Origin of the sequence: Chitinolyticbacter meiyuanensis, from assembly GCF_008033135.1 — a bacterium.
GTDB classification, from domain to species: Bacteria; Pseudomonadota; Gammaproteobacteria; order Burkholderiales; family Chitinibacteraceae; genus Chitinolyticbacter; species Chitinolyticbacter meiyuanensis.
The window spans coordinates 1477463-1503750 of the sequence record NZ_CP041335.1 but is presented as its reverse complement, the minus strand read 5'-3'; the positions used below and the strand labels follow the sequence as shown (position 1 = coordinate 1503750).

Here is a 26288-nt window from a genome sequence, read left to right as displayed (position 1 = left end):
TGCCTCGACGCGGGTAGCGCCTGGGAGTACGCCACATCGTCCTGCCACATGGACGAAGCGCCCTAGCCGCCCCGCTCCACCACCACGAAATACTTGCGCACTGGCTCGACCACCTCGAAGCGACCGACAAAGCCACAGGGAATCACCGCCGCTTCACCCGGCCCGACCTCGGTCGCCTCACCGGCCTCGTTCCACAGCCGCACCCGCCCCTCGATCACGCAGAAGAACTCGTCCTTGTCGTCGGCGAAGCGGATATTCCAGCTCCCTACCTCGCAGGCCCAGACTCCGCTCGATACGCCACGCTGCGCGTAATGCTCCCAGGTGGTACGCAGCGGATTGCCACTCACCAGCCGATCCGGTCGCGGCCGATCGTAGACTGCCTCTGGTTGCACACCGTTGAAAGCGATGATGTGTGTGCTCATCAGCGCTCCTCCTTGCTCGAAACCCAGATCGAGAAAATGATCCACAGTGTATTGAAGAAGGCGATCAGAAAACCGATGAAGCCCAACGCCGGCAGGCCGAACAGCATGGGACCGGTCTTGACCGTCATCACGATGGAAGAACCGATGATCAGCGCACCGGTAACGATGCCCATGGTCAGGCGGTTGGCGCTCTTGGAGAGCTGCAGCCCGAAATGGTCGAGTCGCTTCAGGTCCAGGTCGACCTTGAACTGACCACGCCGTACCTGCTTGATCAGCTTGCCCACGTCGCGCGGCAGGCCGGCGATCAGGCCCACGGCCTCAAACAGCGATTCCTTGCCGGTCTTGAACAATGACCGGGGGTGATAGCGGGCGATGATCACCTCGCGCACGAATGGCGTGAGGTGATGCACCATCTGGAAATCCGGATCGAGCTGCCGGCCCAGGCCTTCCAGTGTGATCAGCGCCTTGAACAGCAACGTGAGGTCGGACGGCAGCGTGATCTCGTGCTCGCGCATGATCACCGCCACGTCGTTCAACAGGTGGCCGAACTGGATGTCCTTCAGCGACAGGTTCTCATAGTTGAACATGAAGTCGGCGATGTCGGCGGCGAGCTTTTCCTCGTCGACCACCACGTCACCGGTCCACTCCAGCAATACGTTGAGAATACCGCGCTCATCGCGCTCGGCCAGCGCCGCCAACAGGTCGACGATCTGGTCACGCCGCGGGTGCGGCAGGCGGCCGACCATGCCGAAATCAAGGAAGGCGATCCGATCGCCCGGCAGGTACTTGACGTTGCCGGGGTGCGGATCGGCATGGAAGTAGCCATCGATCAGCACCATCTTCAACACGGCATCGGCGCCCCGTGCCGCCAGCACCTTGCGGTCGTAACCGAGCACCGCCAGCTGTTCGATCTGGTTGCCGGCCACGCCGCCGACCCAGCTTTGCACGTTGAGCCGCTCGCTGGTGTAACCCCAGTGGATGTCGGGAATGATGATATCGGTCTGGCCGGCAAAGTTCTGGGCGAAACGCTCCAGGTTGCGTGCCTCGACAGACAGGTTCAGCTCGCGCCGTAGCGATTTGGCGAATTCGTCGACGATCTTCACCGGCTGGTAGCGGCGCACGTCGGCAAACTCGAACTCCATCAGGCCGGCGATGTGCCGCAGGATGCGCAGGTCGGCTTCGATCTTGGGCGTGATGTCCGGTCGGCGGATTTTCAGTACCACCTCTTCGCCGCCGGACAGGCGCGCGTGGTGCACCTGGGCGATCGAGGCAGAGCCGACCGGCTCCGGATCAATCTCAGTGAAGATGGTGTGCGGATCGGCGCCGAGGATATCAGTGAGCTCGGCCACGATGGTGCCATAGGGCAGCGCCGGCACATGGCTTTGCAGCTTCTCGAATTCGAAGATCCATTCGGGCGGGAACACATCGACCCGGGTGGCCAGCACTTGGCCCAGCTTGATGAAGGTCGGCCCCAGCTCCTCCAGCGCGCGGCGCACCCGTACCGGTGCATCCAGCGCCTCGATTTCATGGTTGCCCGGCAGATGCAGGATGTCGGCACTGCGCTCCAGCCCGCGTGCCAGCCCTAGCCGGTGCACCAGGTTGCCGAGGCCGTGGCGCATCAGCACGGCGATGATCTCGCGCACGCGCGGCAGATCGCGCATGACGGTGAACGTTTCCTTGAGCATGGGGCTCCATCTGGGGGCCTGAACGGTTGCCCGATTCTAGCCGGATTCGCCGGTACAGCGCTCGCCGCGGCGTGGACTATGCAAGTGGTCGTGTTGCCGCAGCGCTTTACAGCTTACAAAAGCACCGATACATTTGCCCTCCATGAAATTGCAACACCGCCACTACGTCCTGTGCGCCCTGCTCGGCGCGCTGTGGCTGTCCCCCGTTTATGCCGATGAAATCGCCCAGCCGCACGCGCAGGGAGAAACCGGCACGCGCCTTGTCGATGGCAGCGGTGAACCGGTAAAAGGCACGGAAGCGGCGCCGGAAGCAGGTATCGAGGCAGAGCGCCGCAACGCCTGGGCCAGCCAGAGCAAGCGTCCACAGCCAGAGCCCGCAGTCGACGAACACGCCGCAGCACAAGGCCTGCTGCTGCAGGCAATGAGCCTAATCGGCGTGCAGTACAAGTACGGCGGCAACGATCCAGCATCGGGTCTCGATTGCAGCGGTTTCGTGCGCTATGTGTTCCAGAGCTCATTGAACGTGGCACTGCCGCACAACGCGCTGGCGATGAGCCGTATCGGTGCCGATGTCGAACGCGAAGCGCTGAAGCCGGGCGATCTAGTGTTCTTCAATACGCTGGGCCGCGCCTTCTCCCACGTTGGCATCTACCTGGGCGACGACAAGTTCATCCATTCCCCGCGCGCCGGCAAGAGCGTGCAGGTGGAGAACATCCAGATGGCCTACTGGAAGAACCGCTGGAATGGCGCCCGGCGTATCAACGGCGAGGGCTTGAACGTCGCCGGGTTGCTCGCCAGCGCCGGCCAGCCCACCGAGACCGCAGTGCGCGCCGCCGGCAGCCGGCAGTGCCGCACCGTGAAGCGCAAGGTCAAAGGCAAGACAAAGACCGTGGAAGTCTGCTCAAGCAGCAGCGCCAAACCCAAGGCCAAGTTGGCCACCAAGAAAAAACGCCGCTGATTGCGGCGTTTTTTCTGGTCAGGTGTCTTGGAAGCGCCGGTCCGGCACGATGATCAGCCCGGCGCGCTGGCCGATGGCAACCTCGGGATTGGGGAAAATGATGCGTGCGTCCGCCTCGTCGACTATCCAGCGCGTTTCGCCATCTTCAGCCAGCAGCATGCCTTGCGGCAATGGCGTGAAGTTGTCGGTCTTGCCATCGATCAGCAGGCGGAATGCCTCGCTCTGCTTCACCACCTCGCGCGATACCCGATAGACCGGCAGGCCGGCCGGCACCCGTTCCGGCTGCGGGATCTCGCCGGCAATCAGACCACGCAGGTAATCGCCCATGCGGGAGAGATCGATGCCCTGGTTCTGGCCAAACGGCATGGCCCGGCCCAGCTCTATGGTGAAGGCAGCAGCATCGCAATGGCGGCTGGAATAGAAGGAGAACGTGGGCGCCTGCGTCGACTGCAACAGCACCGCCTCGACACCGCCATCGGCGAGCCGCGCAATCTGCTGCGGATCGAAATCGCGCCCGGCTGGCGGCAGCGGGTAGATGGCGAACTTCTCGAGCAGGCTGCCATGGATGGCGGTGTGCAAGTCGTAATGCAGGCGCGGCTTGCCATCCTGCATCGCGCGCGCGAAGAAGCGCATTACATGGATTTCCAGCATGGTGGCACGGCGCTGCTCGGTGCCGTCGCTCACTTCTGGAATGCGGCAGAACAAGCGGTTCATGTCGGTCTCGACGAAACGCTCGCCGCGCCGCAATGCCTCGACATTGCCGAACAGGAACAACACGCGCGAGCGCAGTCGCAGCTCGCCGCGCAACAACTCGCCGATCAGCTGGTCGACCAGCTCCACCGGTGCGGTCTCGTTGCCGTGGATGCCACTGGAAACCACCAGATCAAGCTTGCGCGCCTCGCTGTCCTTGGGCTCGAAGCGGATCACCCCCTCGTCCATCACCTGTACCCGCACGCCGTTCGGCAGGGTATAGGGCAATGCAGTGGCAGTACGGCCAGCGAGGGTGTCTTGCAGGAAACGGGTCAAGGGCATGGTGTCGGATCGGGCTACGGATAGCCGTCAGCTTAGCCCGGTTCCGCCATATTGGAACGGGTAAATGCTGCCAAGCCCCAGGATGCGGGTCAGCTCATCGAGCGCCGTCCGCACTTCCAGCAACAGTTGCGGATCGGCCAGATCAGCCACGCCCAACCGATCGCGGTAGTGGATCTCGACCCAATCGGTAAGCCGCGCGTGCAGCTCATCGTTCAACCACACCTTGGGATTCACCGCCGTTGCCTCAGCCTCGGTCAATGCCACGCGCAGCCGCAAGCAGGCCGGGCCACCCCCGTTCTGCATACTCTGTTTGAGATCGAACACCAGCACCTCGGCGATCCGGCCCTGCCGCTCCAGCGCTTGCAGATAGGCCCACACTGCCGATTGCTTGCGACACTCCTCGGGCACGGCCAGCCGCATGCGGCCGTTGCCGGCATCGAGCAGCTGGCTGTTGAACAGATAGCTGCGTACCGCATCCTCTACCCCGACTTCGGCAGTTGGCACTTCGATCACCGTGAGGCCGCCGCCCATTTTGGAATCAAGCTCGTGGTATACCGCCTGCTGCTCAACAAAAGCCTGCTGGTGGCAGAACAACACGTTGCGATTGCCGACGGCGATTACGTCGTTGTGGAACACACCGGCGTCGATCACCGCCGGATTCTGTTGCGCGTAAACGGTGCATTCAGCTGAGAGGCCATGCAGCCGCGCCACCGCCTCGCTCGCTTCCAGCGTCTGCCGCGCCGGGTAGCGCTGTGGCTCGGTCGTGCCGCCCCAATGGCGACGGCCGTAGACGAAGAGCTCGACGCCAGCCGCGCCGTAATCGTGGCAGAACCGGGTGTGATTGGCCGCGCCCTCGTCACCGAAAGCCGGATGCATGGGCAGCGCGTCGTGCACGGCAAAATGCGCAGCGTTGCTGAAGATGGCACGCAGGCTGCGCGCGGTTTGCGCGTGCTCGATGCTGCGGTGGTATTTGTTCTGCAGGTTGGCCACGGTGAAATGCACGCGACCATCGGCGGTGTCGGCAGAGGGGCTGACCGTGGCGGCGTTGGCGGTCCACATGCTGGACGCTGACGAAAGAGTAGACAGCAGTTGTGGCGCGGCTTGTGCCGCCGCCAGCAGCACTTCCGGATCGGTGCCGACAAAGCCCACCTGGCGCAACGCCCACACGGCCGGCCGCTCCTGCGGCGGCAACACGCCTTGCCGATAACCGAGGTCCGCCAGCGCCTTCATCTTGGCCAGGCCCTGCAACGCTGCGGCCTTGGGATTGGCCAATTGCCCCGCGTTGCCAGTGGAGGCAACGTTGCCGAAGGAATGGCCGCCGTAGTGATGGGTCGGGCCAACCAGGCCATCGAAATTGGCTTCGAACGCGTTCATGCGCACCTCAAAGGATCAGGCCTGGCGGCAATTGCGCCGGCAGTGCCAGCTGTTCGGCTTCCAGCGAGGCCACCGGATAGGCGCAGTAATCGGCTGCGTAGTAGGCACTCGGGCGGTGGTTGCCGGAGGCGCCGATGCCGCCGAACGGCGCGGCGCTCGACGCACCCGTCAGCGGCTTGTTCCAGTTGACGATGCCGGCGCGCGCCGCGCGCCAGAAGCGGCGGTATTGCGATTCGGCATCGGAGATCAGGCCGGCTGCCAAACCAAAGCGGGTGGCATTGGCCAGCTGCAATGCAGCATCGAAATCGCCATAGCGCTGCACCTGCAGCAGCGGCCCGAAGTATTCCTCGTCCGGCAACTCGGCCACCGCACTGACGTCGATCAGGCCAGGGCTGAGCAAGGCCGTACCGTCCCGGACCCGTTGCATCGCCAGCAAGGGCACACCACCGAGCGCCAGCAGGCGTTGCTGTGCCGCCAGCAACGCATCCGCAGCCTGTAGCGAGATCACCGCGCCCATGAACGGCGACGGTTCGGCATCCCAGGCGTCGACCCGCAATGTCTGCAGCACCGCGGTCAAGCGCGCAAGGAAGGCATCGCCCCAGTCGCCCTGCGGCACCAGTAGACGCCGGGCGCAGGTGCAGCGCTGACCAGCCGAAATGTAGGCGGACTGCACCACGTGATGCAGCGCGGCATCGACATCGGCTACCGGCTCGACGATCAAGGGATTGTTGCCGCCCATTTCCAGCGCCAGGATCTTGTCTGGCCGCCCGGCGAACTGCTGGTGCAGGTGGTAGCCGGTCGCGGCGCTACCGGTGAAGTAAAGTCCGTCTATATCCGGGTGCCCGGCCAGCGCCTGGCCGGTTTCTCGACCGCCCTGCAATACCGCCAGCACCCCAGCAGGCAATCCGGCAGCCTGCCACAGCTCAGCAGTCTTGTGCGCGACCATGGGGGTGAGCTCGGACGGCTTGAACAACACGGTGTTGCCCGCCAACAAGGCCGGCACAATATGGCCATTGGGCAGATGGCCGGGAAAATTGTAGGGGCCGAACACCGCTACCACGCCGTGCGGACGGTGCCGCAGCACGGCCATGGCATCGCCTTGCTGTGCCTCGCGGGTACCGGTGCGTTCTTCCAGCGCACGCACCGAGATGTCGACCTTGCTGATCATGGTCGTGACTTCGGTCAGCGCTTCCCAGCGCGGCTTGCCGGTTTCGCGGCCGATGATGTTGGCCAGTGCCGTCTGGTTGTCGCGCAACAGGTCGGCGAAACAGCGGCAGACGGCAATACGCTCGGCCAAGTCCGTTTCCATCCACTGCGGCAGCGCGGCGCGTGCCGCCGCAATGGCCATCGCAACGTCGTCCGCCGCAGCCCCCTGACCTTGCCAGACGATGCCGCCATCCACCGGGTTACGCGAGGAAAACGCCGCGCCGCCGCCGGGGCGCCACTCGCCATTGATCAACAACATGATTTACTCCTTGTGACTGCTGCCGGAGGCCAGCGGTACCGCGCGCACGCTGTCGCCATCGGCGAGATCGAGCTGCGCCAGCACGGACGGGGTCAGCGGCAAGGTATTTTCCAGCGGCCGGGTCATTGCCAACACCGCGCGGAAATCGGCAAGCCGCCGGTTGCTGACCAGCCATGCCGTGCTGCCCTTGGGCTCGCTGGTGACCGACAGCGCATCGAAGCAGGCGGATTTGCGCACCGCGCGGATATCCGCCAGCGAGCACTCCAGGCTGGGGCCCGCATCGAAGATGTCGATGTAGCCCTGGTAACGAAACCCCTCATGTTCCAGCAAGCGCCGCGCCGGTCGGGTGGCCGGATGTACCTCTGCAAGCGCAGCCTGCGCCTCTTCCGACAGCAAGGTGGTGTAGATCGGGTATTTGGGCATTAACTCGGCAATGAAGGACTTACTGCCCACGTAGGAGAGGAAATCCGCGCGCGCGAAATCCATCTTGAAGAAGTGCCGGCCCAGGCTCTCCCAGAACGGTGAACGCCCTTCGTCGTCCGACATGCCGCGCATCTCGGCGATTACCCGCTCGGCAAAACGCTCGGGGAATTCCGCCATGAAAAGGAAACGGGCCTTGGACAGCAATGCGCCATTGCCGTCGTGGCGCCAGTCGGGCAACAGGAACAGCGAGCACAGCTCGGATGAGCCGGTAAGATCCGAAGTCAGGAACAGCGTCGGCAACTGCTTGTAGATACCCAGTTCGCGCGACGCGTGCACCGACAAGCCAACGCGATAGTTGTACCAGGTATCGTGCATGCCCACAGCCGCCTCGATCGCCGAGCTACCGACGATGCGGCCGCTGCCCTCCTCTTCCAACACGAACACATAGCTCGCCTCGCCGAGCTCCGGCGTGCCATTCACCGAGGCGAGGTGCGCTTCGATGCGCGCCGCCAGCCGCTGCCGGTCCGGCTGCAGCGTGGTGACGCCCACGCCCGCCTCGCTTGCCAACGCCAGCAAAGCCGCGAGATCGTCGGCGGCAATGGTTCGAAACAACATGGGCGCAGCACTCCTTTGATCGCCTTGCAATGTAGCAACCGCCCCGCGGCCGGACCAATGCGGACTATCCCCAGCATGCCCTCGCGAAACCCTGCCCGTCGATTAGCTTGACCTAGTTAGCTGCAAGCTCTATGCAAAATGGATGGTCATATTTCTGTTCCCACTCTGTCTGGAGAAATCATGAGCAAACTAGTTCCGATTGCTGCGCTGCTTGCCATGATCGGCGCACCGGCCTACGCGGAGATCAGCATCGGCGGCTCGGCCGAAATGGATCTGTTTTACCGGACCAACAATGGCGACAACTTTGCCGATACCGATACGACCGGCAAACTGCTTGAAGAAATCGCCATCGTGGTCAACATCGACGGCAAGGACCGTTTGGACAATGGCAATTCTTTGTCTTGGCGATTGGCGCAAAAGGTCGCAACCAACTACCGCTTCGATAGCTGGGGACAACGCGAGGCCTGGATAGGCTACGACACCTCCTGGGGTACCGTTCGCTTCGGCAACCAATTCTCCACGCTCTATCTCACCATGCTGGACTGGCCTTACGGCGCCAATGGCGTAACCAATCTGACCGGGGACTTCGGCGCACATGAGGTCGATTACCCAAGCGCCATTACCTATATGTCGCCAAAGTTTTCCGGGTTCTCCTTTGGTGCTCAGTACGAACTAGGGTCTGGCACCAGCGATGCCAACGCTTATGAAGTCACTGCCGCCTATGCTGCCGAGGCATTTAGTTTCGACGCAGGTTACTACCAAGGAAAAAACAGCGAGAGCATGGACTCGGAGGCGGCATCCTTCGGCGGCAGCGGCTGGGGTAGCGGAGGCCTGTATAACGCGGACAATAAAGCACGCGAGTATTTTATTGGTGGACGTTTCCGGTTTGGCGAGGGGTTCGAAGTTGGCGGTGCCTACATGCGCCATGAATGGCGAGGCGATGTGCCGAATATCCATGCAGCTGGCGCCGATAAAACCACGGTGGATCAATACCTGGTGCGAGGCGGATATACGGCAGGCAAACACAACTTCATTCTTGCGTATCAATTCATCGACGATAGCGAAACCGACGGAGCCACACGAAACGATGGCATACAGGCCATCAACTTCCAGTACACCTATACCCTATCCAAGCAAACGGTCGGCTTTGTCCAACTGCGCCACCACATGCTCGACACTGCCGGTCAGCCTAGCGTCATGCATGCAAGCTACCAGCTCGACGGCATCGGGCATGAGGACAACGTGACCCGCTTGCTCGTTGGAACATGGACCGGGTTCTGAATCGGGTGAACGCAAAAACAAACCCCGCACTTGCGGGGTTTGTTTTTGGCACCTGAACTACTGGCTTGCTATAGCACCACGTCGCGTGTCACGCCGTACCGGCGCAGGATGCGGCGCAGTTGCTCCAGCGCCTCAATCTGGATCTGCCGCACGCGTTCACGAGTAAGGCTGAGGCTGGCGGCCAAGTCCTCCAGCGTACAGATTTCATGGCCGTTGAGCCCGTAGCGGCGCTCGATCACCATGCGCTGCTTGTCGTTCAGTTGCTTCAGCCATTCGCGCACATAGCGTTCGACCTCGGCACTTTGCAGAATGGCTTCGGGGCCGTCGGTCTGCTCGTCGGGGATGGATTCGCCGATGGTAAGCATGGGGTCGATATCGAGCGGCGCATCGAGCGAGGCTACACGTTCGTTCAAGCCCATCACCCGACGCACGTCCTCGACGTCCTTACCGACGAGGTGGGCGATGTCCTCCAGCGTGGGCTCGTGGCCCATGGTGGCCTCGAGATGGCGCTGTGCCCGCAGGTAGACGTTCAGCTCCTTGATCACATGGACCGGCAGCCGGATGGTGCGGCTCTGGTTCATGATCGCGCGCTCGATACTCTGGCGGATCCACCAGGTGGCATAGGTCGAGAAACGGAACCCGCGTTCGGGATCGAACTTTTCCAGCGCGTGCATCAAGCCGATGTTGCCCTCCTCGATCAGGTCGAGCAGCGTCATGCCACGGTTGATGTAGTGCTTGGCGATGTTCACCACCAGCCGAAGATTGTGTTCGATCATCTTCTGCCGGGCTTCGAAATCGCCCTGGACCACGCGGCGGGCGAGCGCACGCTCCTGGTCCGGTGTCAAAAGCGGGCTTTGCCCGATTTCATTGAGGTAGATCTGTGTGACGTCACCGGTGCTTTCGTAGGCCGGTTGCTCGACCTCCGCCGAGGTGCCCGACTCCTCGTCTGCTTCATCATCCTGTTCCACTTCCCCGAGCTCCAGCGCCTCTTCGCTGTCGAGCTCGGCGTCTTCCAGGATATCCATTTGCTCATTCATGGGATTCAGTCCGTCTGGATATATTTGGCCGGATCAACCGGCTTGCCAAACCTGCGGATTTCAAAATGAAGCTTGACCTGATCACTATCGCTGTCGCCCATTTCCGCGATCTTTTCGCCGCGCTTGACGACATCCCCCTCCTTGACAATCAACTTACTGTTATGGGCATAGGCGGTCAAATATTCGTTGTTGTGCTTGATGATGATCATCTTTCCGTAGCCCCTCAGCCCTGCACCGGCGTAGACCACCTTGCCGGAACCTGACGCAACAATAGGCTGGCCGATTTTCCCGCCGATATCAATACCTTTCGTTTCCGTACTGAAACTTTTTGTTACTTTCCCAGCAGTGGGCGCGATCCAATCGCCGACAGACGTCGTCTCATCAGCCGGTGCTGATGCAGGCTTTTCGGCGGGTTTCGGCGTCGGCAGCGGCGTAGGCACGCTGCCGGGAACCGCCGCCGGCACGACAGTCGGCTGTGGCTTGGATACAACGCCTGAACCTTCCGCCTGTGCCGCAATCTGTGCTTCCGCCTGCGGGCTATAGGGCAGGCGCACCGCCTTGGGATAGGACAGCACTGCGGTGGATGGCAGCGGCACCGGCGTCGGTTTGGCTGGCACGGCGACTGGCGCATCGTCGGTGAGGGGCTTCACCACCACCCCATCGGGCGTACCTGGAGCGGTCAGGCGCAGCGCCTGACCGACCTTGATGTCGTTGACATCGGCTAGGTTGTTCCAGGCCGCGAGCTCCTTGTAATAAAGGCCGTTGTCGAGCGCGATGCGATACAGCGTGTCGCCGCGCTTGACGATGTAGCTGCCGGCAGGCGCTTCGGGAGCCGGCGTACTTGCGGCCACCGTCGGTGCAGGTGTGACTACTGGCGGGCGGCTGGTGCCATCGACGATCGGCGCCGGCTGGCGCGGCTCGCTGGCACACGCGGCGAGCAGAATGGCAAAAGAGACGATGAGGCACGGCCGGCTCACGGAGACACTCCTTTATGACGAATTCGGGGCGGCAGCTTTGCCGCGCGCTCAGGCTACACCAGGCAACAGCGGGACGAAGCGGACTTTTTCCAGCCGGGTTTCGGCATACCCGTCATCCAGGCGCTCGATCATGCGCAGCTCCTGCTCCTCGACGCCGACCGGAAACACCAGCCGGCCGCCAATGGCGAGCTGGTCGACCAGCTGCTCTGGGACGATGGGGGCAGCGGCGGTGATCATGATCGCGTCGAACGGCGCCGCTTCCGGCTGGCCACGGCTGCCGTCGCCATGGCGCAACCGCACGTTGTGCACACCAAGCTCGACCAACCGTTCACGTGCGCCACGTGCCAGCCCACCGATGCGCTCGATCGAGTGCACGGTCTTGTAGAACTGCGCCAGCACCGTGGTCTGGTAGCCGCAGCCGGTACCTATTTCCAGCATCCGCGCCCTGCCTGGCCCGCCAAGCACCAGCTCGGTCATTCGCGCGACGATATAGGGCTGGGAAATGGTCTGGTTGTGGCCAATGGGCAGCGAAACGTCGTCATAGGCACGATGAGCCAATGCCTCGTCGACAAATATGTGTCGCGGCACTTCGCCGATCACGGCGAGCACGTCCTCATTGGCGATCCCGGCTGAGCGCAAGCGCTCGACCAGCCGCGTGCGGGTCCGGGCCGACGTCATGCCACTGCCGCCGGGTATCTTGAAGTTCATGCGCATAGCCATGACGCGACGAAGTCCAGTTGGGCATGGGCCGTCAGATCGATCGACAGCGGCGTCACCGAGACGAAGCCGGCAGCGACGGCGTGGAAATCGGTGCCCTCGCCGGCGTCGGCCACTGCGCCGACCGGGCCGATCCACCAGATCGGCTCGCCGCGGGGGTTCTCATCACGGATCACCGGCGCGGACTTGTGGCGCCGCCCAAGCCGGGTGGTCTTGAACCCATTGAGCGCGCTGTATGGCAAATCCGGCACATTCACATTCAGCAACACCGCGCCGCGAAATGGCTCGCGCGCGGCACGCTCGACCAGTTCGGCTGCGACGCGGGCAGCGGTTTCGAAATGCTGCGGATTACGCGAAGCGAGCGAAACGGCGATGGCCGGCACGCCCAGCAGATAGCCTTCGGTGGCGGCGGCGACCGTGCCGGAGTAAATGGTGTCATCGCCCATATTGGCACCATGGTTGACGCCGGAGACCACCATGTCCGGCGGCTCCGGCAAAAAGCCGGTGGCCGCGAGGTGGACGCAATCAGTGGGCGTGCCGTTCACGTAGTAGAAACCGGACGGCGCTTGGCGCACCGTCAGCGGGCGGTCCAGCGTCAGCGAATTGCTCGCGCCGCTACGATCACGCTCCGGCGCGCACACAGTCACCTGGTGCTGCGGTGCCAATGCACCCGCCAGCGCGGCGATGCCGGTGGCGAAATAGCCGTCGTCGTTCGAAATCAGGATGCGCATAGGTCCCCCGTCCGCGCCTATTCTAGCGAGCCGCCCCGGTGCCGCAAAATCGGGATCAACCCTGCGTGGCCTTCACGCTCAGCTGCGCCGGGCTGCCACGCTGGAGAGCACGCCACAGGCGATGATGGCGGCGATCCCGAGGTAGCTCGCGGCTGGCAACGCATCCCCCCAGATCGCCACGCCAAACAGCGTGGAGAACACCACGGTCAGGTAGGCGAGGCTGGCGACCACCAGTGACTTGCCCTTGCGATAGGCCCGCGTCATCGCCAGTTGCGCGCAAGTGGCGGCCACGCCCATGCCGAGCACGATGCCGACGCTATCGATGGTGATCGGCGCCAACGGCGCGCGTTGCGCCAACATCACCACGCCCGCACCCAACGAAGACACCAGCGAGAAATAGAACACCGTGCGCCATTCGGGCTCGCCCAACCGGCCCAGCTCGTGCACGTTCATGTAGGCCACGCTGGCAAGCAAGCCCGACAACAGGCCGAGCAAGCCGGGCAACCAGGCGGCGGCATCGAAAGTCGGCTGCAATAGCAGTGCGACACCGGCAAATCCGACGATGATCGCCGCGACTTGACCCGCGCTGGGTCGCTGTCGCAGCCACAGCGCCGTGACCAGCATCAACCAGAGCGGCGAGGTGTAATTGAGCGTGACCGCCGTCGGCAGCGGCAGATGCGCGATCGCATAGAAGTAAAGCATCAGCGATACGAAGCCGGACACGCTGCGCGACAGATGCACCCGCAAAGCCGACCAGCCAACCCGCAACGGCCGACGGGCCGGCAACGCGATCAGCAGGATGCCGATAAAGCCGGCGAGGCAACGGTAGAACACCAGTTCCGCGGTGGAGAAGCTGTGGCTGCCGAGCTTGACGAACACCCCCATGACACCGAAGCACAAGCCGGCCACCACCATCCAGAACGGCCCGGACTGCGCCAGCGCGCGCCATGACATCCTCATCGAACGATTCCCCGAAATGGACAAAGGCAGCTTGCGCTGCCTTTGGCATTGGTGCGACGTCGCGTCGTTTGCTTCAGAAGATTTCCTGCGAAGCCTGCTTGCGGTCTTCCAGCAAGGCCTCGAGCTCCCGGCGACGCTGGACTGCAGCCTGATTGGCCTTGGCAATGGATTCCCGTGTCGGGCCGCGTCGCTTGCTGCTGACCTCGGCTTCCCGCAGCTCGTCCAGCGCCTCCTGTACCGCACGACTTGCATCACTCATCGCAGCTCCCCCTGTTTTGGTGAACCCCCAGTATGCGCTTCTCGGCGGCACTTGTCCGCTTGCATTGCATGACGGGCGGATTTTCCGCCACCTTTCGGGGAAGTTGCCATTTTGCTTACCGCAACGCGTCACCCAACTCGCGCCGCAGGAACTGATGAAAGTGGCGCATGCCATCCTCCATCGGGCTCTGGTAGGGCCCGATCTCGTTGCGACCAGCCAGATAAAGCGCCTGCCGCCCCGCTTCCATGCGGTCGATGATCTCCTGATCCTCCACTGCGGTTTCGGCATAGGCCGCCTGCTCGGCCGCAAGGAACTCGGGCTCAAAGTAGGCGATGTCCTCGGGATAGTAGAACTCGACCACATTCTTGTAGCTGCGCGGGCCGGTCGGCACGATGGTGGAAATCACCAGCGTGTGCGGATACCACTCGATCATCACGTTAGGGTAATACGTCAGCCAGATCGCGCCGTGGCGCGGCAGCTTGTCACCGTAGTAGCGCTGCACCTGCTGATGCCACTCGGCGTAGACCTTGGAGCCAGGCTTGGCCAGCGCGTTATGCACGCCCACGGTCTGCACTGAATACCAATCACTGAATTCCCAGCGCAGGTCTTCGCAGCTGACGAACTGGCCAAGGCCCGGATGAAACGGCACGACGTGGTAGTCCTCAAGGTAGACCTCGATAAAGGTCTTCCAGTTGCCCTGATATTCGTCGACCTGCACGCTGTGGAACACGTAGTTCGAGAAATCCAGATCGCGAGCCACGCCCAGATCCTTGAGATGGGCCTCGATATCGTGGCCATTCTGCTCGAACAACAGGCCATTCCACTGCACGAGCTCGGTCTGCGGCAGGTGCAGGCACGGGTTGCCCGGAAAATGCGGCGCCCCCAGCAATTGCCCCTCACCGTCGTAAGTCCAGCGGTGCAGCGGGCAGACCGTATGCGTGCCATTGCCGCGGCCAGTCAGCATCGTGGCTTGGCGATGACGGCAGATATTGGAGATCAGTTTGACGCCATTGTCGTTCCGCTTGAGGTAGCGGGCGCCGTTGCTCATTTCCAGCACGTGATAGTCACCCACGTTGGGCACCATCAATTCATGGCCCACATATTTGGGACCACGCTCGAACAAGCGCTCGAGCTCCAGCTGGTAGAGCCGTTCATCAAAGTATGCCGACACCGGCAATTGGGTCGACATATCCAGCTGCAATGCCGCAGCCGTAGCCAGATTGCTCATCGCAAACCCCCTGGGCCAGAAGGTCTTGCCACTTTGTGTCCTTGGACAGATGGGTGGGCAAGCCATCAATCAAAAATGCCGGATGACCAGATCATCCAGCCCGAAAAGCGCGTCATTTTGCCCCAGCGGGTGACACCGGGCAAGCTCGCTGCAAAAAAATCGAAACAAATCAGTCACTAAGACGGCATCAACGTGATGTGCGAGCACGCTCGGTCACTTTCCAGGCGCGCCCTCCCCCGCTTCCCGGCCCCGCAACCGCGGCACCCGCCAGTAACGCCACCACGGTTGCCTGCCTTCCTCCAGCAGCATGCGGGCACAGGAGGGTGATATCTGCAGCCAGTAGTGGCTGGCCAGCGAAACCGCTGCACGTTCAAGCGCCGCCGCCGCGCTTCCGGCTGGAGCGTAAGACAACGTCACCTGGTAAGCACGGACCTCCGCCCACATCCGGTACGAGCGCAACAGCAGATAGAGCGGAGCCTGGACAATCAGCCCCAGCACACCGAGGCTCAGGCTCCATGGCCACACCGGCTGGGCCAGCGGTAACGCATTGAATAACACAGCCAGCACCAGACACGGCGTGGCAAGCCACCACCATTGCCGCGCATGCTCGAGCTCATGCGCACGCAATGCGATCCGATCACGTTGCGAGGGCCGAATCAGTATCAGAGGACCGAAACACCGGCCCCCCATCCAGTCCGACAGCAACAGATGAGTATGGATGACGATGGCGGGGATCATGGCGGCGCTTCACCTGCGAAAAAACAAAACCCCCTGCGAGGCAGGGGGTTTTGAGGGTGGTGCCTTGCCGGGGTTCCCGGCAAGGTGGCCTTACTTGCCCTTCAGCGTGTAGAGCGGCGTGTGGCCGGCCTGAACCTGACCACCTGCCGGGTTGGCGATACCGACATACTGGTCGACATTGCTCACCACCACCGGGCTGATCAGCGACTGGGCATGGGCGGACAGATAATCCAGATCCAGTTCCAGCACCGGGTCGCCCGCGTTGACGCGTGCACCCTGTTCAGCCAGGCGCTTGAAGCCCTGACCCCCCAGCTTCACGGTCTCGATGCCGATATGGACGATGATTTCCGCCCCATTGTCGGCCACCAGCGCGAAGGCGTGGTTGCTGTTGAATATCTTCACCAGCGTACCTGCCACCGGCGCCACCACCAGCTTGCCGGTCGGGCGGATGGCGATGCCATCACCGACAGCCTTGCTGGCGAATGCCGCATCGGGCACCTGATCCAGCGGCACCACTTCACCACTCACCGGTGCCAGCAACACCAAGTCGCCAGCGGCTTGCGGAGCCGGCGCAGCCACGGTCTGGGCCACGGCAGCCTTTTGCGCCGGAGCGATCGGAGCCGATTCGATCACGGCCGGGGCAGGCACGCCGCCGGTCAGTGCACGGCGCATGGCACCGGCGATCATTTCCGCCTTCGGGCCGACAATGATCTGCACGTTCTTGCTGTTGAGCTTGATCAGGCCAGAAGCCCCCAGGCGCTTGGCTTCGGCCTCGTTCACCTTGGCCGCATCGTTCAGCGTCAGGCGCAGGCGGGTGATGCACGCATCGATCGCCGCAACGTTGGCCGCGCCACCGATCACGCCGACATAGGAGCGGGCCAGTTGCTCGATGTCATCCGAAACCGGTGCAGCGCCGCTCGTTTCCGGCAGATCATCCTCGCGACCCGGGGTCTTGAGGTTGAACTGCTTGATGAAGAACGAGAACAGCGCGAAGTAGATCACGAACCACACGGCACCGACGATGATCACGTAGATCTGGTTGCTGGACGCCGGTTGACCCCAGTTCAGGAACAGATCGAAGGCGCCAGCCGAGAAGCCGAAGCCCAGGTGCGAATCAAGTGCCGTGAGGATGTAGGCCGACAGACCGGTCAGCAGTGCGTGCAGCACATAGAGTACCGGGGCCAGGAACATGAACAGGAACTCCAGCGGCTCGGTCACGCCCGTGAGGAAGGCGGTGAAGGCCACCGAGAACAACACGCCACCGACGGCAGCGCGGCGATGGGCCGGCGCGGCGAAATACATCGCCAACGCGGCACCCGGCAGGCCGAACATCATCACCGGGAAGAAGCCGGTCATGAACATGCCTGCGGTCTTGTCGCCAGCAAAGTAGCGCGACAGATCGCCGTGGACCACGGTCTCGACACCATCCTTCACCGTGGTGAAGTCGCCGATCTGGAACCAGGCGATGGTGTTGATCACTTGGTGCAGGCCGGTCGGGATCAGCAAGCGGTTCACCGTGGCGAACACACCGGCGCCCAGTGCGCCCTGCGCCACCATCCAGTCACCAGCCGCTTTGATCGCCGCTTGTACCGGCGGCCAGACGTAGCCGAGGATCAGCGCCAGCACCAGCATTGCCAGACCCGTGATGATCGGCACAAAGCGCTTGCCGCCAAAGAAGGCGGCCCAATCCGGCAACTTGATGTCGTGGTACTTGTTATACAGCGCCCCCGCCAACACCCCCGCCAGAATACCGGCCAGCACGCCCATGTTGATCGATTTGTCGATCACGGCCATGCACTTGGTCAGAACGAAAAAGCCAACAGCACCTGCCAGCGCAGAGGCGCCGTGATTGTCCTTGGCCCAGCCGACCGCCACACCGATCGCGAACAGCAACGCAAGATTGCTGAACAATGCATCGCCACCTGCTGCGACGAATGCACCAACTTGGCCGAAGATATCCGGGTGCATGATGTCCGGTTGCCCCACCCGCAGCATGATTGCCGCGACCGGTAGCGCTGCAATAGGCAGTTGTAGCGACCGCCCCAGCTTTTGAAGACCGCCCAGCAAACTCATCGTTGCCTCCTGTCTGACTTTTGATAATGGTAGGTTCGTAACCTGTAGCCGTTGTAATCGGCAAATAGGCCCCTGTAAACCTCGGCCGATTATTCCACCGGCCCTTTAGCGCTGCAATGTCAGCAACCAGATAGAAAATTGCTGCAATGCGGTAGCCTTTTGAAATCAAAGATGATTGAAACAAAAAGCCGGCTCGCGCGTCTTGATGGATTGCAGCCCTAGGCTGGCACGTCCTCAGCATGCCACCTGGCTTTCTTACATTTATTGCGCTGGCGCAAACCCTGGCCAGTACCCACACTGCGTAACAATTTCGCATCATCTGCCCGAATAAAAACGCGAAGCCGCTGCGTACAATGGCCGCGCAGCTACCAGCCGAGTCCCATCATGAAAGTGCGCATTGCCATCATCACCGTCGCCATCGTCGCCGTGGGGGTCGCCGTGTGGCTGAGCTTGGCCAACGGCAAGGCACCGCCAGCGGCCAAACAAACCTCGACACGAGCCGCGGTAGAGCTGGCAGCCGTCGATGTCGCCCGCGTGGCACCGGCGGATCTGGAGCGCGCACTGCCCTTGACCGGCACGCTGGCTGCGTTGCAGCAAACAACGCTGACCGCACAGGTGGAAGGGCGGATTGCTGCGGTGGAAGTGCGGCCAGGCGACGCGGTACGCACCGGCCAGGTGCTGGCTCGCTTTGATACCGCCGATCTGGAACGCCAACGCGCGGTATCGGCGGCCCAACTCGCCAAAAGCCGCGAGCAGCTCGCCTATCAACAGAAACTGTCACGCCGCAACGCGGACCTGCTGGCGCAGAACTTCATTTCCAAAAATGCCTTCGACAACACGCAGAGCGAGCTGCAAGCTGCTGCGGCGGACGAGCGCGCAGCACTGGCGCAATTGGGCCTCTCCGAACAAGCCATCGCCAATGCCACCGTACGCGCACCATTCAACGGCACCATCGCCAGCCGCCAGATCGAGCCGGGCCAGCATGTGGGCATCAACAGCTCTTTGCTGACCGTGGTCGACCTTGCCGAGCTGGAACTGGTCGCGAATGTTCCATCCGCGCAGATCGCCGAAGTCGCGCTGGGCCAGACGGTGACCTTCAACGTGCAGGGCTATCAGCAGCCCTTCACCGGCACCATCAACCGCATCAATCCCACTGTGGACGAGTCGACCAAAACGATTGCCCTGTACCTGCGCGTCCCCAATCCAGATGGTGCCTTGCGCAGCGGCCTGTTTGCCGATGGCCTGCTGGTGCTCGATACCCGTCGTGCCGTACCCAGCCTGCCGCTGCAGGCGGTGCATGCCGATGGCAAACAGCACTACGTGCTCGCCATCGAGCAGGGCAAGCTGGTACGCCGCAACGTGACGCTGGGCGCCAGCGATCCCAAGCGCGATCGGGTCGAGATCGCAACCGGCATCGCCACCGGTACGCAGGTATTGGCCGGCAACATCAGCCTGCCGCCAGGCACCGCCGTTGCCATCGTCGGCACCCCGAAGCAGTAACCCCTCCCCCCTTCCGCGCAGGACCGTCCCCCCATGTGGTTCACCCGCATCAGTATCCAGAATCCGGTCTTCGCAACGATGATGATGCTGTCGTTGCTGGTGCTGGGCCTGTTCTCGATCGACCGGCTGCCGGTCGAGGAATTTCCGGATGTGAAGTTTCCGGTGGTGGTGGTCTCGACCAGCTATCCCGGCGCCTCGCCCGAGATCGTGGAAAGCGATGTCAGCCGCAAGATCGAGGAGGCGGCCAATACCGTCAGTGGGCTGAAGACACTGTATTCATACAGCTACCAGGGCCTGTCGGTGGTCGTGGCCGAGTTCGAGCTCAGCGTCGACCCCGAGATCGCGGTGCAGAACGTGCGCGAGAAGATCGCCGCCGTCACGCCGGGATTTCGCGACGAAGTCGAAGACCCGGTGATCACCCGCTTCAGCCCCGAAGATGCGCCCATCGTGTCGCTGGCAATCCAGAGCGACACCATGACGCCACGCGAAATGACCACGCTGGCCGACCAGGTGATCAAGAAGCGCTTCGAGACCATCCAGGGTATCGGCCAGGCTGCGCTGATCGGCGGCCTGGCGCGGCAGGTGAACATCCGCCTGCATCCAGCCGAACTGGCTTCGCTCAAGCTTGGCGTGAACGAAGTGATGGACGCGATCCGCGCGCAGAACACCGAGATTCCGGTCGGCACGCTGACCACTGCCAACCAGGAGCGGGTGATCCAGATCCGTGGCCGGCTGAAGACGCCGGCTGATTTCGGCCGCATCGTGGTGGCCTGGCGCAACGGCGCGCCGATCTATCTGGAAAACGTCGCCACCATCGAGGACGGCCAGGCCGAAGACGAGACGCTGGCGCTGGTGAACGGCAAGCGTGCCATCACGCTCGACCTGATGAAGGTGAGCAAGGCCAATACCGTGGCAGTGAGCGACAGCGTGCAGGAAGTGGCCGCCGAGCTCAATCAGGAGCTGGCCAGCACCGGGGTCAAGCTCACCACGCTGTACGACAATGCAGAAGGCATCCGCGCCTCGCTGTCGGACGTGCGCGCCACGCTGATCGAAGGGGCGCTGCTCACCGTCGCCATCGTGTTCCTGTTCCTCGGCTCCTGGCGCTCCACGGTGATCACCGGCCTCACCCTGCCGGTGGCGCTGATCGGCACCTTCTTCGCGCTGTCGGTGTCGGGCTTCTCGATCAATGTGATGACGATGATGGCGCTATCGCTGTGCATCGGCCTGCTGATCGACGATGCCATCGTGGTACGCGAGAACATCGTGCGCCATGCTGCCATGGGCAAGAACCACACACGTGCAGCGCTCGACGGCACCGCCGAGATCGGCCTCGCAGTGCTTGCCACCACCTCGACCATCGTCGCCGTGTTCCTGCCGGTGGGCTTCATGGGCGGCATCATCGGCCAGTTCTTCCACCAGTTCGGCATCACCGTATGTGCGGCGGTGCTGATCTCGATGTTCGTGTCGTTCACGCTCGATCCGATGCTGTCGTCGGTGTGGCCAGACCCGCATGTGCATGGCGGCAAGCGCCCGCTCGGCAAGCTGCTCGACAAGCTGGAAGACGGCATGACCTGGTTGGCCGAGCGCTACAGCCGGCTGATCCGCTGGAGCCTGGCGCACCGGATCGCCGTGATCGCCATCGCCATCGCCAGCCTGGTCGCCGCGTTCACGCTGGCCCGCTTCATCGGCAGTGAATTCGTGCCCAAGGCCGATCTGTCCAAGCTGTCGCTGGAGTTCTCCACCCCGGTTGGCTCCAACCTCGATTACACCGCCGCCAAATCACGGCAGATCGAAACCGTGCTCAAACGCGATTTCCCCGAAGTGCGCAGCACCTACGTCACCATCAATACCGGTCACGCCCAAGGCAAGCACAACGGCACGATGATGATCTTCCTCACCCCGAAGAAGGAACGCACCCGCGGTCAGGACGTGCTGCTGCCACTGATGCGCACGGCGATCACGCGGGTGGCCGGTGTCGAGATCCGCTCGCTGGAGCCCTTCGGCGGCGGCGGGCCGGACGGCAAGCCGATCCGCATCTCGCTGCAGGGCCCCAGCCTCGACGAACTATCACGGCTGTCGCAACGCTTCACCGCCGAGCTCGGCAAGATCCGCGGTGTGGTCGACATCGATTCGAGCATGAAGGCGCCACAACCAGCGTTCAATGTCGACATCGACCGTGATCGCGCCGCCAGCCTGGGCCTGACCCCGCAGCAAATCGGCAATGCACTGCGACCGCTGATCGCCGGCGACGCTGCCAGTACCTGGCAGGCACCCGATGGCGAGAACTACGACGTGAACGTGCGGCTCGATCGGGCCGCGCGCAGCGACAATGCCATGCTGGGCACGCTCTACCTCGCCAGCCCGCGCACCGACGCGGCCGGCAATCCGAACATGGTGCCGCTGTCCGAGCTCGCCCGGGTCACCGAATCGACAACGCCGGTGCAGATCAGCCGTCGCAACCTGTTTCGCGAGGTGAACATCACCGCCAACGTCGCCGACGGCACCACCGGCGAGGTCCAGACCGAGATCGACAAGCTGCAGGCCGGCTTCAAGCTGCCGCCGGGCTACCGCTTCGTCGCCGAAGGCGATGCCAAGGACATGGCCGAATCGGCCGGCTACGCGATGGCCGCGCTGGCGCTCGGCGTGATCTTCATCTACATGATCCTCGCCTCGCAGTTCGGCCATTTCCTGCAGCCGCTCGCCATCATGACGTCGTTGCCGCTATCGCTGGTCGGCGTGCTGCTGGCGCTGCTGTTGATGCGCAGCACGCTGAACATCTTCTCCATCATCGGCGTGATCATGCTGATGGGCCTCGTCACCAAGAACGCCATCCTGCTGGTCGATTTCGTCAATCACCTGCGCCGCGAAGGACGCGAGCGCGCCGAGGCGATCGCCGAAGCCGGGCGCGAGCGGCTGCGCCCCATCCTGATGACCACCGCCGCCATGGTGATGGGCATGCTGCCGCTGGCACTCGCCGTCGGCGACGGCGCCGAACAACGCGCACCGATGGCACATGCCATCATCGGCGGGGTGATCACCTCCACGTTGCTCACGCTGGTGGTGGTGCCGGTGGTGTTCACCTGGCTCGACGACCTGGGCAGCTGGCTGCAGCGCAAGACCGGTTTCACGCAGAAAACCGACTGAAGCGCCGTCGGGCCGGATGTCAGCAATGCCACACGGCACCGTGTTTCCCGGCGCTCGTCGCTTCGGTTAGAATGCCCCACTTCGATCCAACCCATTCGGACAGGTAAGCGGCCCATGCTGACAGGTAGCCTGGTGGCAATTGTCACCCCCATGTTTGACGACGGACGTCTCGATTTCGACCGTCTGCGCAAACTGGTCGACTGGCACATCAAGGAAGGCACGCAAGCCATCGTCGCAGTCGGCACCACCGGCGAATCGCCCACAGTGGATGTCGAAGAGCACATCGAGGTCGTCCGCGTGGTGGTGGAACAGGCCGCTGGCCGGGTGCCAGTGATCGCCGGCACCGGCGCCAACTCCACCCGCGAAGCGATCCACCTGTCGCAACGCGCCAAGGCCGTTGGCGCCGCCTATGGCCTCTCGGTCGTGCCCTACTACAACAAGCCGACCCAGGAAGGCCTGTACCAGCACTACAAGGCCATCGCCGAACAAGGCGGCCTGCCGACGCTGCTTTACAACGTCCCCGGTCGCACCGTTGCCGATATGAGCAACGATACCGTGCTGCGCCTGGCGGCAGTGTCCGGCATCGTCGGCATCAAGGAAGCCACCGGCAACCTCGAACGCGCTGCCGATCTGGTTCGCCGTGCTCCCAAGGATTTCCTGCTCTACAGCGGCGATGACGGCTCGGCCCTCGCCTTCTTATTGCTGGGCGGCCATGGCGTGATCTCGGTCACCACCAATGTTGCACCCGGTCGCATGCAGCAGATGTGTACCGCTGCACTCGCCGGGGACATCGCCACTGCCCGCGAACTCAACAACAGCCTGCAGGGGCTGCACAAGCACCTGTTCGTCGAAGCCAACCCCATTCCGGTGAAGTGGGCGCTGGAGGAAATGGGCCTGATCGGGCCCGGCATCCGCCTGCCGCTCACCCGCTTGTCCGACGGTGCCCAAGACGTCGTCCGCCAGGCCATGCAGATGGCCGGTGCGCTGTAACCGCAACCCTTAACGCGAAGCCAGTTCATGAACGTGAAGCCCCGCCTGCTGTTCGTCCTGCTCACCGCAGCCCTCGCTGCCTGCAGCTCGGACGACATCCTGATGCAACGCAAGGTCGATTACCGCTCCGGCAGCGACAACATCTCCAAGAACAGTCTCGAAATCCCACCGGATTTGACCGCCCCTGCCAACGCTGGTGGCTACGTGCTGCCCGGCAAGACCGTGGTCGAACCGGTCGCCAAGGCTAAACCCTCCGAAGGCGAGAAGGCAGCACCTGCACAGAGCGCCAAGGCCCAGCTGATGCAGGCCGGCGGCCAACGCTGGCTGGTGGTGCAAGGTGATCCCGCCAAGGTCTGGCCGGAAATCCGCGAATTCTGGCTGGATCAGGGTTTCCTGCTAGCGATCGACAATCCGGGCATCGGCATCATGGAAACCGATTGGCTGGAAAATCGCGCCAACCTGCCGCAGGACTGGGTGACCAAGATGCTGCGCAAGGTGGCCGATCAGTTCATCACGACCGGCCTGCTGGACAAATTCCGCACCCGCATTGAGCAAGGTGCTGAAGCGGGCACTACCGAAATCTACATTTCACATCGTGGAATGGAAGAAGTGTTTGCAGATGGCTCGAACGAAGCCATGATCGGCGCTGCTGATGCCCAGACCAAGACCGTGTGGGTGCCTCGCTCCACCGACCCGGAGCTCGAGGCAGAAATGCTGTCGCTGATGCTGCAGCGCCTTGGCATGACCGAGGAGCAGGCCAAGGCAGTGGTCAAGCCGGCTGCGATAGCCAAACCACGCGCCACGCTGGTACAGAACAATGCCGCGCTTGCCATTGACGACAACTTCGATCGTGCCTGGCGTCGTGTCGGTTTGGCACTCGATCGGGTCGGCTACGTGGTCTATGACCGCGACCGCAGCAAGGGTGTCTATTTCGTGCGCCACGCCGATACCGACATCGCCGAGGAAAAGAAAACCGGCTTCTGGTCCAACCTGGGTTTCGGCGGCAAGGACGAAGCTACGGCGAAAGTTCAGCCAGAGTACGAAATCCGCTTGGCCCCGCAGGTCAACGGCACCCTGCTCACCGTGGCCGGCAAAGATGGCTCCGTAGTCGATGCGGACAATCGGGGCAAGCTGCTATCGGCGCTGCAATCCCAGTTACGCTGATCGGCGCAACGCCAAAAAAAACGGGTGGCTCAGCCACCCGTTTTTGTTTATCCCTTTCGGTTCACAGCCAGTGCAACAGCACCCAGAGCAGCGCAATCGCGTAGCCTGCTGCCACGATATCGTCGAACATCACGCCAAAACCGCCGTGCACCTTGCGATCAAACCAGCGTATCGGCCATGGCTTCACGATGTCGAACAGGCGGAACGTGGCAAATGCCAGGCCCCAGCCGAGCACGGTGAACGGCACCGTGCACAACACCAGCCACATGGCGACGATCTCGTCGACGACGATGCCGCCATGGTCATGCACGCCAAGCGCCCGCCCGGTACGCGAAGCCGCCCAGCACCCCAGCGCGAATGCCGGCAGGCACAACCAGGCAATCTGAATGGGCGACAGCAGCAACCCCAACACTGCGTAGAGCGGCAGGGCCAGCAACGTGCCCCAGGTGCCCGGTGCGCGCCGGGCGAGTCCGCTGCCGAAACCCAGTGCGATGAAGTGGGCCGGGTGGGCCGTGAGGAAGCGCCAGGTCGGGCGGACCAGACTGGAAGCGGGGTGCGTCATGCAGCGAAGTGGTCGTAGCCGTGCTGCGCCAGCGTCACTGCCTGCGCCCGGCCATCCTCGACCCGCACGCCGCTGCCAACCTCGATCCGGCCGACGCAGCTCAACGGCAGCCCCAATGCCTGGGCCAGCTCGCGAATTCGTGCGCTACGTGCCGCCGGCGCGGTGAAGCACAGCTCGTAGTCATCCCCGCCCGCCAAAGCCAGTTGCTGCTGCAGCGGTTCCGGCAAGCCCGCCAGCATCGGGGAGCGTGGAATGCGTGACCAATCGAGCACCGCGCCGCAGGACGAGCGCTCACAGATATGCGCCAGATCGCCGACCAGGCCATCGGAGAGATCGAGCGCCGCCGTGGCCAGCCCACGCAGCCGCTGACCGAGCTCAAGGCGCGGTGTCGGCCGGTCGAGCCGCTCGGCGCAATGCGCCATTGCCGACGCATCGAGGACCAGTTGCTGACCTTGTCGCACCATCACCGCAGCTGCAGCCGCGCCCAGCTCACCGGACACCCATACCTCGTCACCCGGCTGGGCACCGCTGCGCAGCAGTGGCTGGCCGAGCGGCACTTCACCGGCAACCTGGATCGAGATCGTCAATGGGCCGCGCGTGGTGTCGCCACCAACCAGCTCGATGCCGCTCGCTTCGGCCAGCGCATAGAAACCACGGGCGAACGCGGCCAACCAGTCGGCATCGGCGCGCGGCAAGGCCAGCGCCAGCGTGCACCACGCCGGCTGCGCGCCCATTGCCGCGAGGTCGGATAGATTGACCGCCAGCGCCTTGTGCCCCAGCGCTTCGGGATCGACGTCGGCGAAGAAATGGCGCCCCTCGACCAGCATGTCCACCGACACCGCGAGCGCCATGCCGGGCCGCGGCGCCAACAGCGCGCAATCGTCGCCGACACCCAGCAGCGCCCGCTTGGCGGGGCGCTGGAAATAGCGGGCGATCAGCTCGAATTCGTTCAC

The 26288-nt window shown here is 63.2% G+C and carries 23 protein-coding genes; 6 read left to right on the top strand and 17 right to left on the bottom strand.

Features of this window, described 5'->3' with window-relative positions:
- Positions 1 to 62: 62 nt before the first annotated feature.
- On the bottom strand, positions 63 to 422 hold the full coding sequence (locus FLM21_RS07225) for a cupin domain-containing protein (RefSeq protein WP_148714923.1): 360 nt from the start codon (positions 420 to 422) through the stop codon (positions 63 to 65).
- The gene (locus FLM21_RS07220) at positions 422 to 2107 is read right to left on the bottom strand and encodes an ABC1 kinase family protein (RefSeq protein WP_148714922.1); all 1686 of its coding nucleotides are present in this window, start codon (positions 2105 to 2107) and stop codon (positions 422 to 424) included. The genes FLM21_RS07225 and FLM21_RS07220 overlap by 1 nt, the downstream gene beginning before the upstream one ends.
- A 142-nt stretch (positions 2108 to 2249) precedes the next feature.
- On the opposite strand from FLM21_RS07220, the gene FLM21_RS07215 reads away from it, so the two are divergent.
- Entirely contained in the window at positions 2250 to 3065 is an 816-nt protein-coding gene (locus FLM21_RS07215; RefSeq protein ID WP_187360126.1) for a C40 family peptidase, read from the top strand.
- 18 nt (positions 3066 to 3083) lie between these two features.
- Here the strand turns inward: FLM21_RS07215 and astE are convergent, their stop codons facing one another.
- The 4 genes from astE to astA are packed head-to-tail and all read right to left on the bottom strand — an operon-like array spanning position 3084 to position 7974.
- Positions 3084 to 4097 carry a succinylglutamate desuccinylase gene (gene astE / locus FLM21_RS07210; protein WP_148714921.1) on the bottom strand — a complete coding sequence of 338 codons (1014 nt, stop codon included), beginning with the start codon at positions 4095 to 4097 and terminating at the stop codon, positions 3084 to 3086.
- Between the two features lie 27 nt (positions 4098 to 4124).
- On the bottom strand, positions 4125 to 5471 hold the full coding sequence (gene astB, locus FLM21_RS07205; protein ID WP_148714920.1) for an N-succinylarginine dihydrolase: 1347 nt from the start codon (positions 5469 to 5471) through the stop codon (positions 4125 to 4127).
- A 7-nt stretch (positions 5472 to 5478) separates the two neighbouring features.
- On the bottom strand, positions 5479 to 6936 hold the full coding sequence (gene astD, locus FLM21_RS07200) for a succinylglutamate-semialdehyde dehydrogenase (RefSeq protein WP_148714919.1): 1458 nt from the start codon (positions 6934 to 6936) through the stop codon (positions 5479 to 5481).
- Positions 6937 to 6939: 3 nt separating this feature from the next.
- Positions 6940 to 7974, bottom strand: coding sequence for an arginine N-succinyltransferase (astA, locus tag FLM21_RS07195; protein ID WP_148714918.1), 1035 nt, complete (start codon positions 7972 to 7974; stop codon positions 6940 to 6942).
- Positions 7975 to 8154: 180 nt separating this feature from the next.
- Between astA and FLM21_RS07190 the strand changes: the two genes are divergently transcribed.
- Positions 8155 to 9255 carry a porin gene (locus tag FLM21_RS07190; protein ID WP_187360125.1) on the top strand — a complete coding sequence of 367 codons (1101 nt, stop codon included), beginning with the start codon at positions 8155 to 8157 and terminating at the stop codon, positions 9253 to 9255.
- Positions 9256 to 9323: 68 nt separating this feature from the next.
- On the opposite strand, the gene rpoS is transcribed toward FLM21_RS07190, so the two are convergent.
- The 9 genes from rpoS to nagE form a co-directional block, all read right to left on the bottom strand.
- Positions 9324 to 10292: an RNA polymerase sigma factor RpoS gene (gene rpoS / locus FLM21_RS07185; protein WP_148714916.1), complete on the bottom strand. Its 969-nt coding sequence runs from the start codon at positions 10290 to 10292 to the stop codon at positions 9324 to 9326.
- A gap of 5 nt (positions 10293 to 10297) precedes the next feature.
- Positions 10298 to 11269, bottom strand: coding sequence for a peptidoglycan DD-metalloendopeptidase family protein (locus tag FLM21_RS07180; protein ID WP_148714915.1), 972 nt, complete (start codon positions 11267 to 11269; stop codon positions 10298 to 10300).
- 48 nt (positions 11270 to 11317) lie between these two features.
- The gene (locus tag FLM21_RS07175; RefSeq protein WP_246120844.1) at positions 11318 to 11977 is read right to left on the bottom strand and encodes a protein-L-isoaspartate(D-aspartate) O-methyltransferase; all 660 of its coding nucleotides are present in this window, start codon (positions 11975 to 11977) and stop codon (positions 11318 to 11320) included.
- A complete protein-coding gene (surE, locus tag FLM21_RS07170; RefSeq protein WP_148714913.1) occupies positions 11974 to 12717 on the bottom strand; it encodes a 5'/3'-nucleotidase SurE in 744 nt (247 codons plus the stop codon). Before surE ends, FLM21_RS07175 begins: the two co-directional genes overlap by 4 nt.
- A 78-nt stretch (positions 12718 to 12795) precedes the next feature.
- Complete coding sequence (locus tag FLM21_RS07165) at positions 12796 to 13677, bottom strand: DMT family transporter (protein ID WP_246120843.1); 882 nt, start codon at positions 13675 to 13677, stop codon at positions 12796 to 12798.
- A 73-nt stretch (positions 13678 to 13750) separates the two neighbouring features.
- Positions 13751 to 13936, bottom strand: a complete 186-nt coding sequence (locus tag FLM21_RS07160) for a hypothetical protein (RefSeq protein WP_148714912.1) — start codon at positions 13934 to 13936, stop codon at positions 13751 to 13753.
- Between the two features lie 115 nt (positions 13937 to 14051).
- On the bottom strand, positions 14052 to 15164 hold the full coding sequence (locus tag FLM21_RS07155; protein WP_148714911.1) for an aromatic ring-hydroxylating oxygenase subunit alpha: 1113 nt from the start codon (positions 15162 to 15164) through the stop codon (positions 14052 to 14054).
- Positions 15165 to 15377: 213 nt separating this feature from the next.
- Positions 15378 to 15902, bottom strand: coding sequence for a hypothetical protein (locus FLM21_RS07150; protein ID WP_148714910.1), 525 nt, complete (start codon positions 15900 to 15902; stop codon positions 15378 to 15380).
- 90 nt (positions 15903 to 15992) lie between these two features.
- Entirely contained in the window at positions 15993 to 17975 is a 1983-nt protein-coding gene (nagE, locus tag FLM21_RS07145) for an N-acetylglucosamine-specific PTS transporter subunit IIBC (protein WP_148714909.1), read from the bottom strand.
- Between the two features lie 384 nt (positions 17976 to 18359).
- On the opposite strand from nagE, the gene FLM21_RS07140 reads away from it, so the two are divergent.
- The 4 genes from FLM21_RS07140 to bamC all read left to right on the top strand — a co-directional run bounded on the left by FLM21_RS07140 (position 18360) and on the right by bamC (position 24773).
- Positions 18360 to 19475, top strand: a complete 1116-nt coding sequence (locus FLM21_RS07140; protein ID WP_148714908.1) for an efflux RND transporter periplasmic adaptor subunit — start codon at positions 18360 to 18362, stop codon at positions 19473 to 19475.
- Between the two features lie 33 nt (positions 19476 to 19508).
- Positions 19509 to 22619 (top strand): efflux RND transporter permease subunit, encoded by a 3111-nt coding sequence (locus FLM21_RS07135; protein ID WP_148714907.1) that lies wholly within the window; start codon positions 19509 to 19511, stop codon positions 22617 to 22619.
- Between the two features lie 114 nt (positions 22620 to 22733).
- On the top strand, positions 22734 to 23609 hold the full coding sequence (dapA, locus tag FLM21_RS07130; RefSeq protein ID WP_148714906.1) for a 4-hydroxy-tetrahydrodipicolinate synthase: 876 nt from the start codon (positions 22734 to 22736) through the stop codon (positions 23607 to 23609).
- A 27-nt stretch (positions 23610 to 23636) separates the two neighbouring features.
- Complete coding sequence (gene bamC, locus FLM21_RS07125; RefSeq protein WP_148714905.1) at positions 23637 to 24773, top strand: NlpB/DapX family lipoprotein; 1137 nt, start codon at positions 23637 to 23639, stop codon at positions 24771 to 24773.
- A 61-nt stretch (positions 24774 to 24834) separates the two neighbouring features.
- On the opposite strand, the gene FLM21_RS07120 is transcribed toward bamC, so the two are convergent.
- Complete coding sequence (locus FLM21_RS07120) at positions 24835 to 25335, bottom strand: phosphatidylglycerophosphatase A family protein (RefSeq protein ID WP_148714904.1); 501 nt, start codon at positions 25333 to 25335, stop codon at positions 24835 to 24837.
- Positions 25332 to 26288 (bottom strand): thiamine-phosphate kinase, encoded by a 957-nt coding sequence (gene thiL, locus FLM21_RS07115; protein ID WP_148714903.1) that lies wholly within the window; start codon positions 26286 to 26288, stop codon positions 25332 to 25334. The genes FLM21_RS07120 and thiL overlap by 4 nt, the downstream gene beginning before the upstream one ends.

Bases quoted from the DNA above. Each gene is read 5' to 3' on its own strand.
- astB (WP_148714920.1), bottom strand. From the start codon at position 5,471: ATGAACGCGTTCGAAGCCAATTTCGATGGCCTGGTTGGCCCGACCCAT.
- FLM21_RS07175 (WP_246120844.1), bottom strand. From the start codon at position 11,977: ATGAACTTCAAGATACCCGGCGGCAGTGGCATGACGTCGGCCCGGACC.
- FLM21_RS07120 (WP_148714904.1), bottom strand. From the start codon at position 25,335: ATGACGCACCCCGCTTCCAGTCTGGTCCGCCCGACCTGGCGCTTCCTC.
- astD (WP_148714919.1), bottom strand. From the start codon at position 6,936: ATGTTGTTGATCAATGGCGAGTGGCGCCCCGGCGGCGGCGCGGCGTTT.
- rpoS (WP_148714916.1), bottom strand. From the start codon at position 10,292: ATGAATGAGCAAATGGATATCCTGGAAGACGCCGAGCTCGACAGCGAA.
- FLM21_RS07160 (WP_148714912.1), bottom strand. From the start codon at position 13,936: ATGAGTGATGCAAGTCGTGCGGTACAGGAGGCGCTGGACGAGCTGCGG.
- FLM21_RS07225 (WP_148714923.1), bottom strand. From the start codon at position 422: ATGAGCACACACATCATCGCTTTCAACGGTGTGCAACCAGAGGCAGTC.
- FLM21_RS07155 (WP_148714911.1), bottom strand. From the start codon at position 15,164: ATGAGCAATCTGGCTACGGCTGCGGCATTGCAGCTGGATATGTCGACC.
- surE (WP_148714913.1), bottom strand. From the start codon at position 12,717: ATGCGCATCCTGATTTCGAACGACGACGGCTATTTCGCCACCGGCATC.
- astA (WP_148714918.1), bottom strand. From the start codon at position 7,974: ATGTTGTTTCGAACCATTGCCGCCGACGATCTCGCGGCTTTGCTGGCG.
- nagE (WP_148714909.1), bottom strand. From the start codon at position 17,975: ATGAGTTTGCTGGGCGGTCTTCAAAAGCTGGGGCGGTCGCTACAACTG.
- astE (WP_148714921.1), bottom strand. From the start codon at position 4,097: ATGCCCTTGACCCGTTTCCTGCAAGACACCCTCGCTGGCCGTACTGCC.
- FLM21_RS07135 (WP_148714907.1), top strand. From the start codon at position 19,509: ATGTGGTTCACCCGCATCAGTATCCAGAATCCGGTCTTCGCAACGATG.
- FLM21_RS07150 (WP_148714910.1), bottom strand. From the start codon at position 15,902: ATGATCCCCGCCATCGTCATCCATACTCATCTGTTGCTGTCGGACTGG.
- FLM21_RS07165 (WP_246120843.1), bottom strand. From the start codon at position 13,677: ATGAGGATGTCATGGCGCGCGCTGGCGCAGTCCGGGCCGTTCTGGATG.
- FLM21_RS07140 (WP_148714908.1), top strand. From the start codon at position 18,360: ATGAAAGTGCGCATTGCCATCATCACCGTCGCCATCGTCGCCGTGGGG.
- bamC (WP_148714905.1), top strand. From the start codon at position 23,637: ATGAACGTGAAGCCCCGCCTGCTGTTCGTCCTGCTCACCGCAGCCCTC.
- FLM21_RS07190 (WP_187360125.1), top strand. From the start codon at position 8,155: ATGAGCAAACTAGTTCCGATTGCTGCGCTGCTTGCCATGATCGGCGCA.
- dapA (WP_148714906.1), top strand. From the start codon at position 22,734: ATGCTGACAGGTAGCCTGGTGGCAATTGTCACCCCCATGTTTGACGAC.
- FLM21_RS07215 (WP_187360126.1), top strand. From the start codon at position 2,250: ATGAAATTGCAACACCGCCACTACGTCCTGTGCGCCCTGCTCGGCGCG.
- FLM21_RS07220 (WP_148714922.1), bottom strand. From the start codon at position 2,107: ATGCTCAAGGAAACGTTCACCGTCATGCGCGATCTGCCGCGCGTGCGC.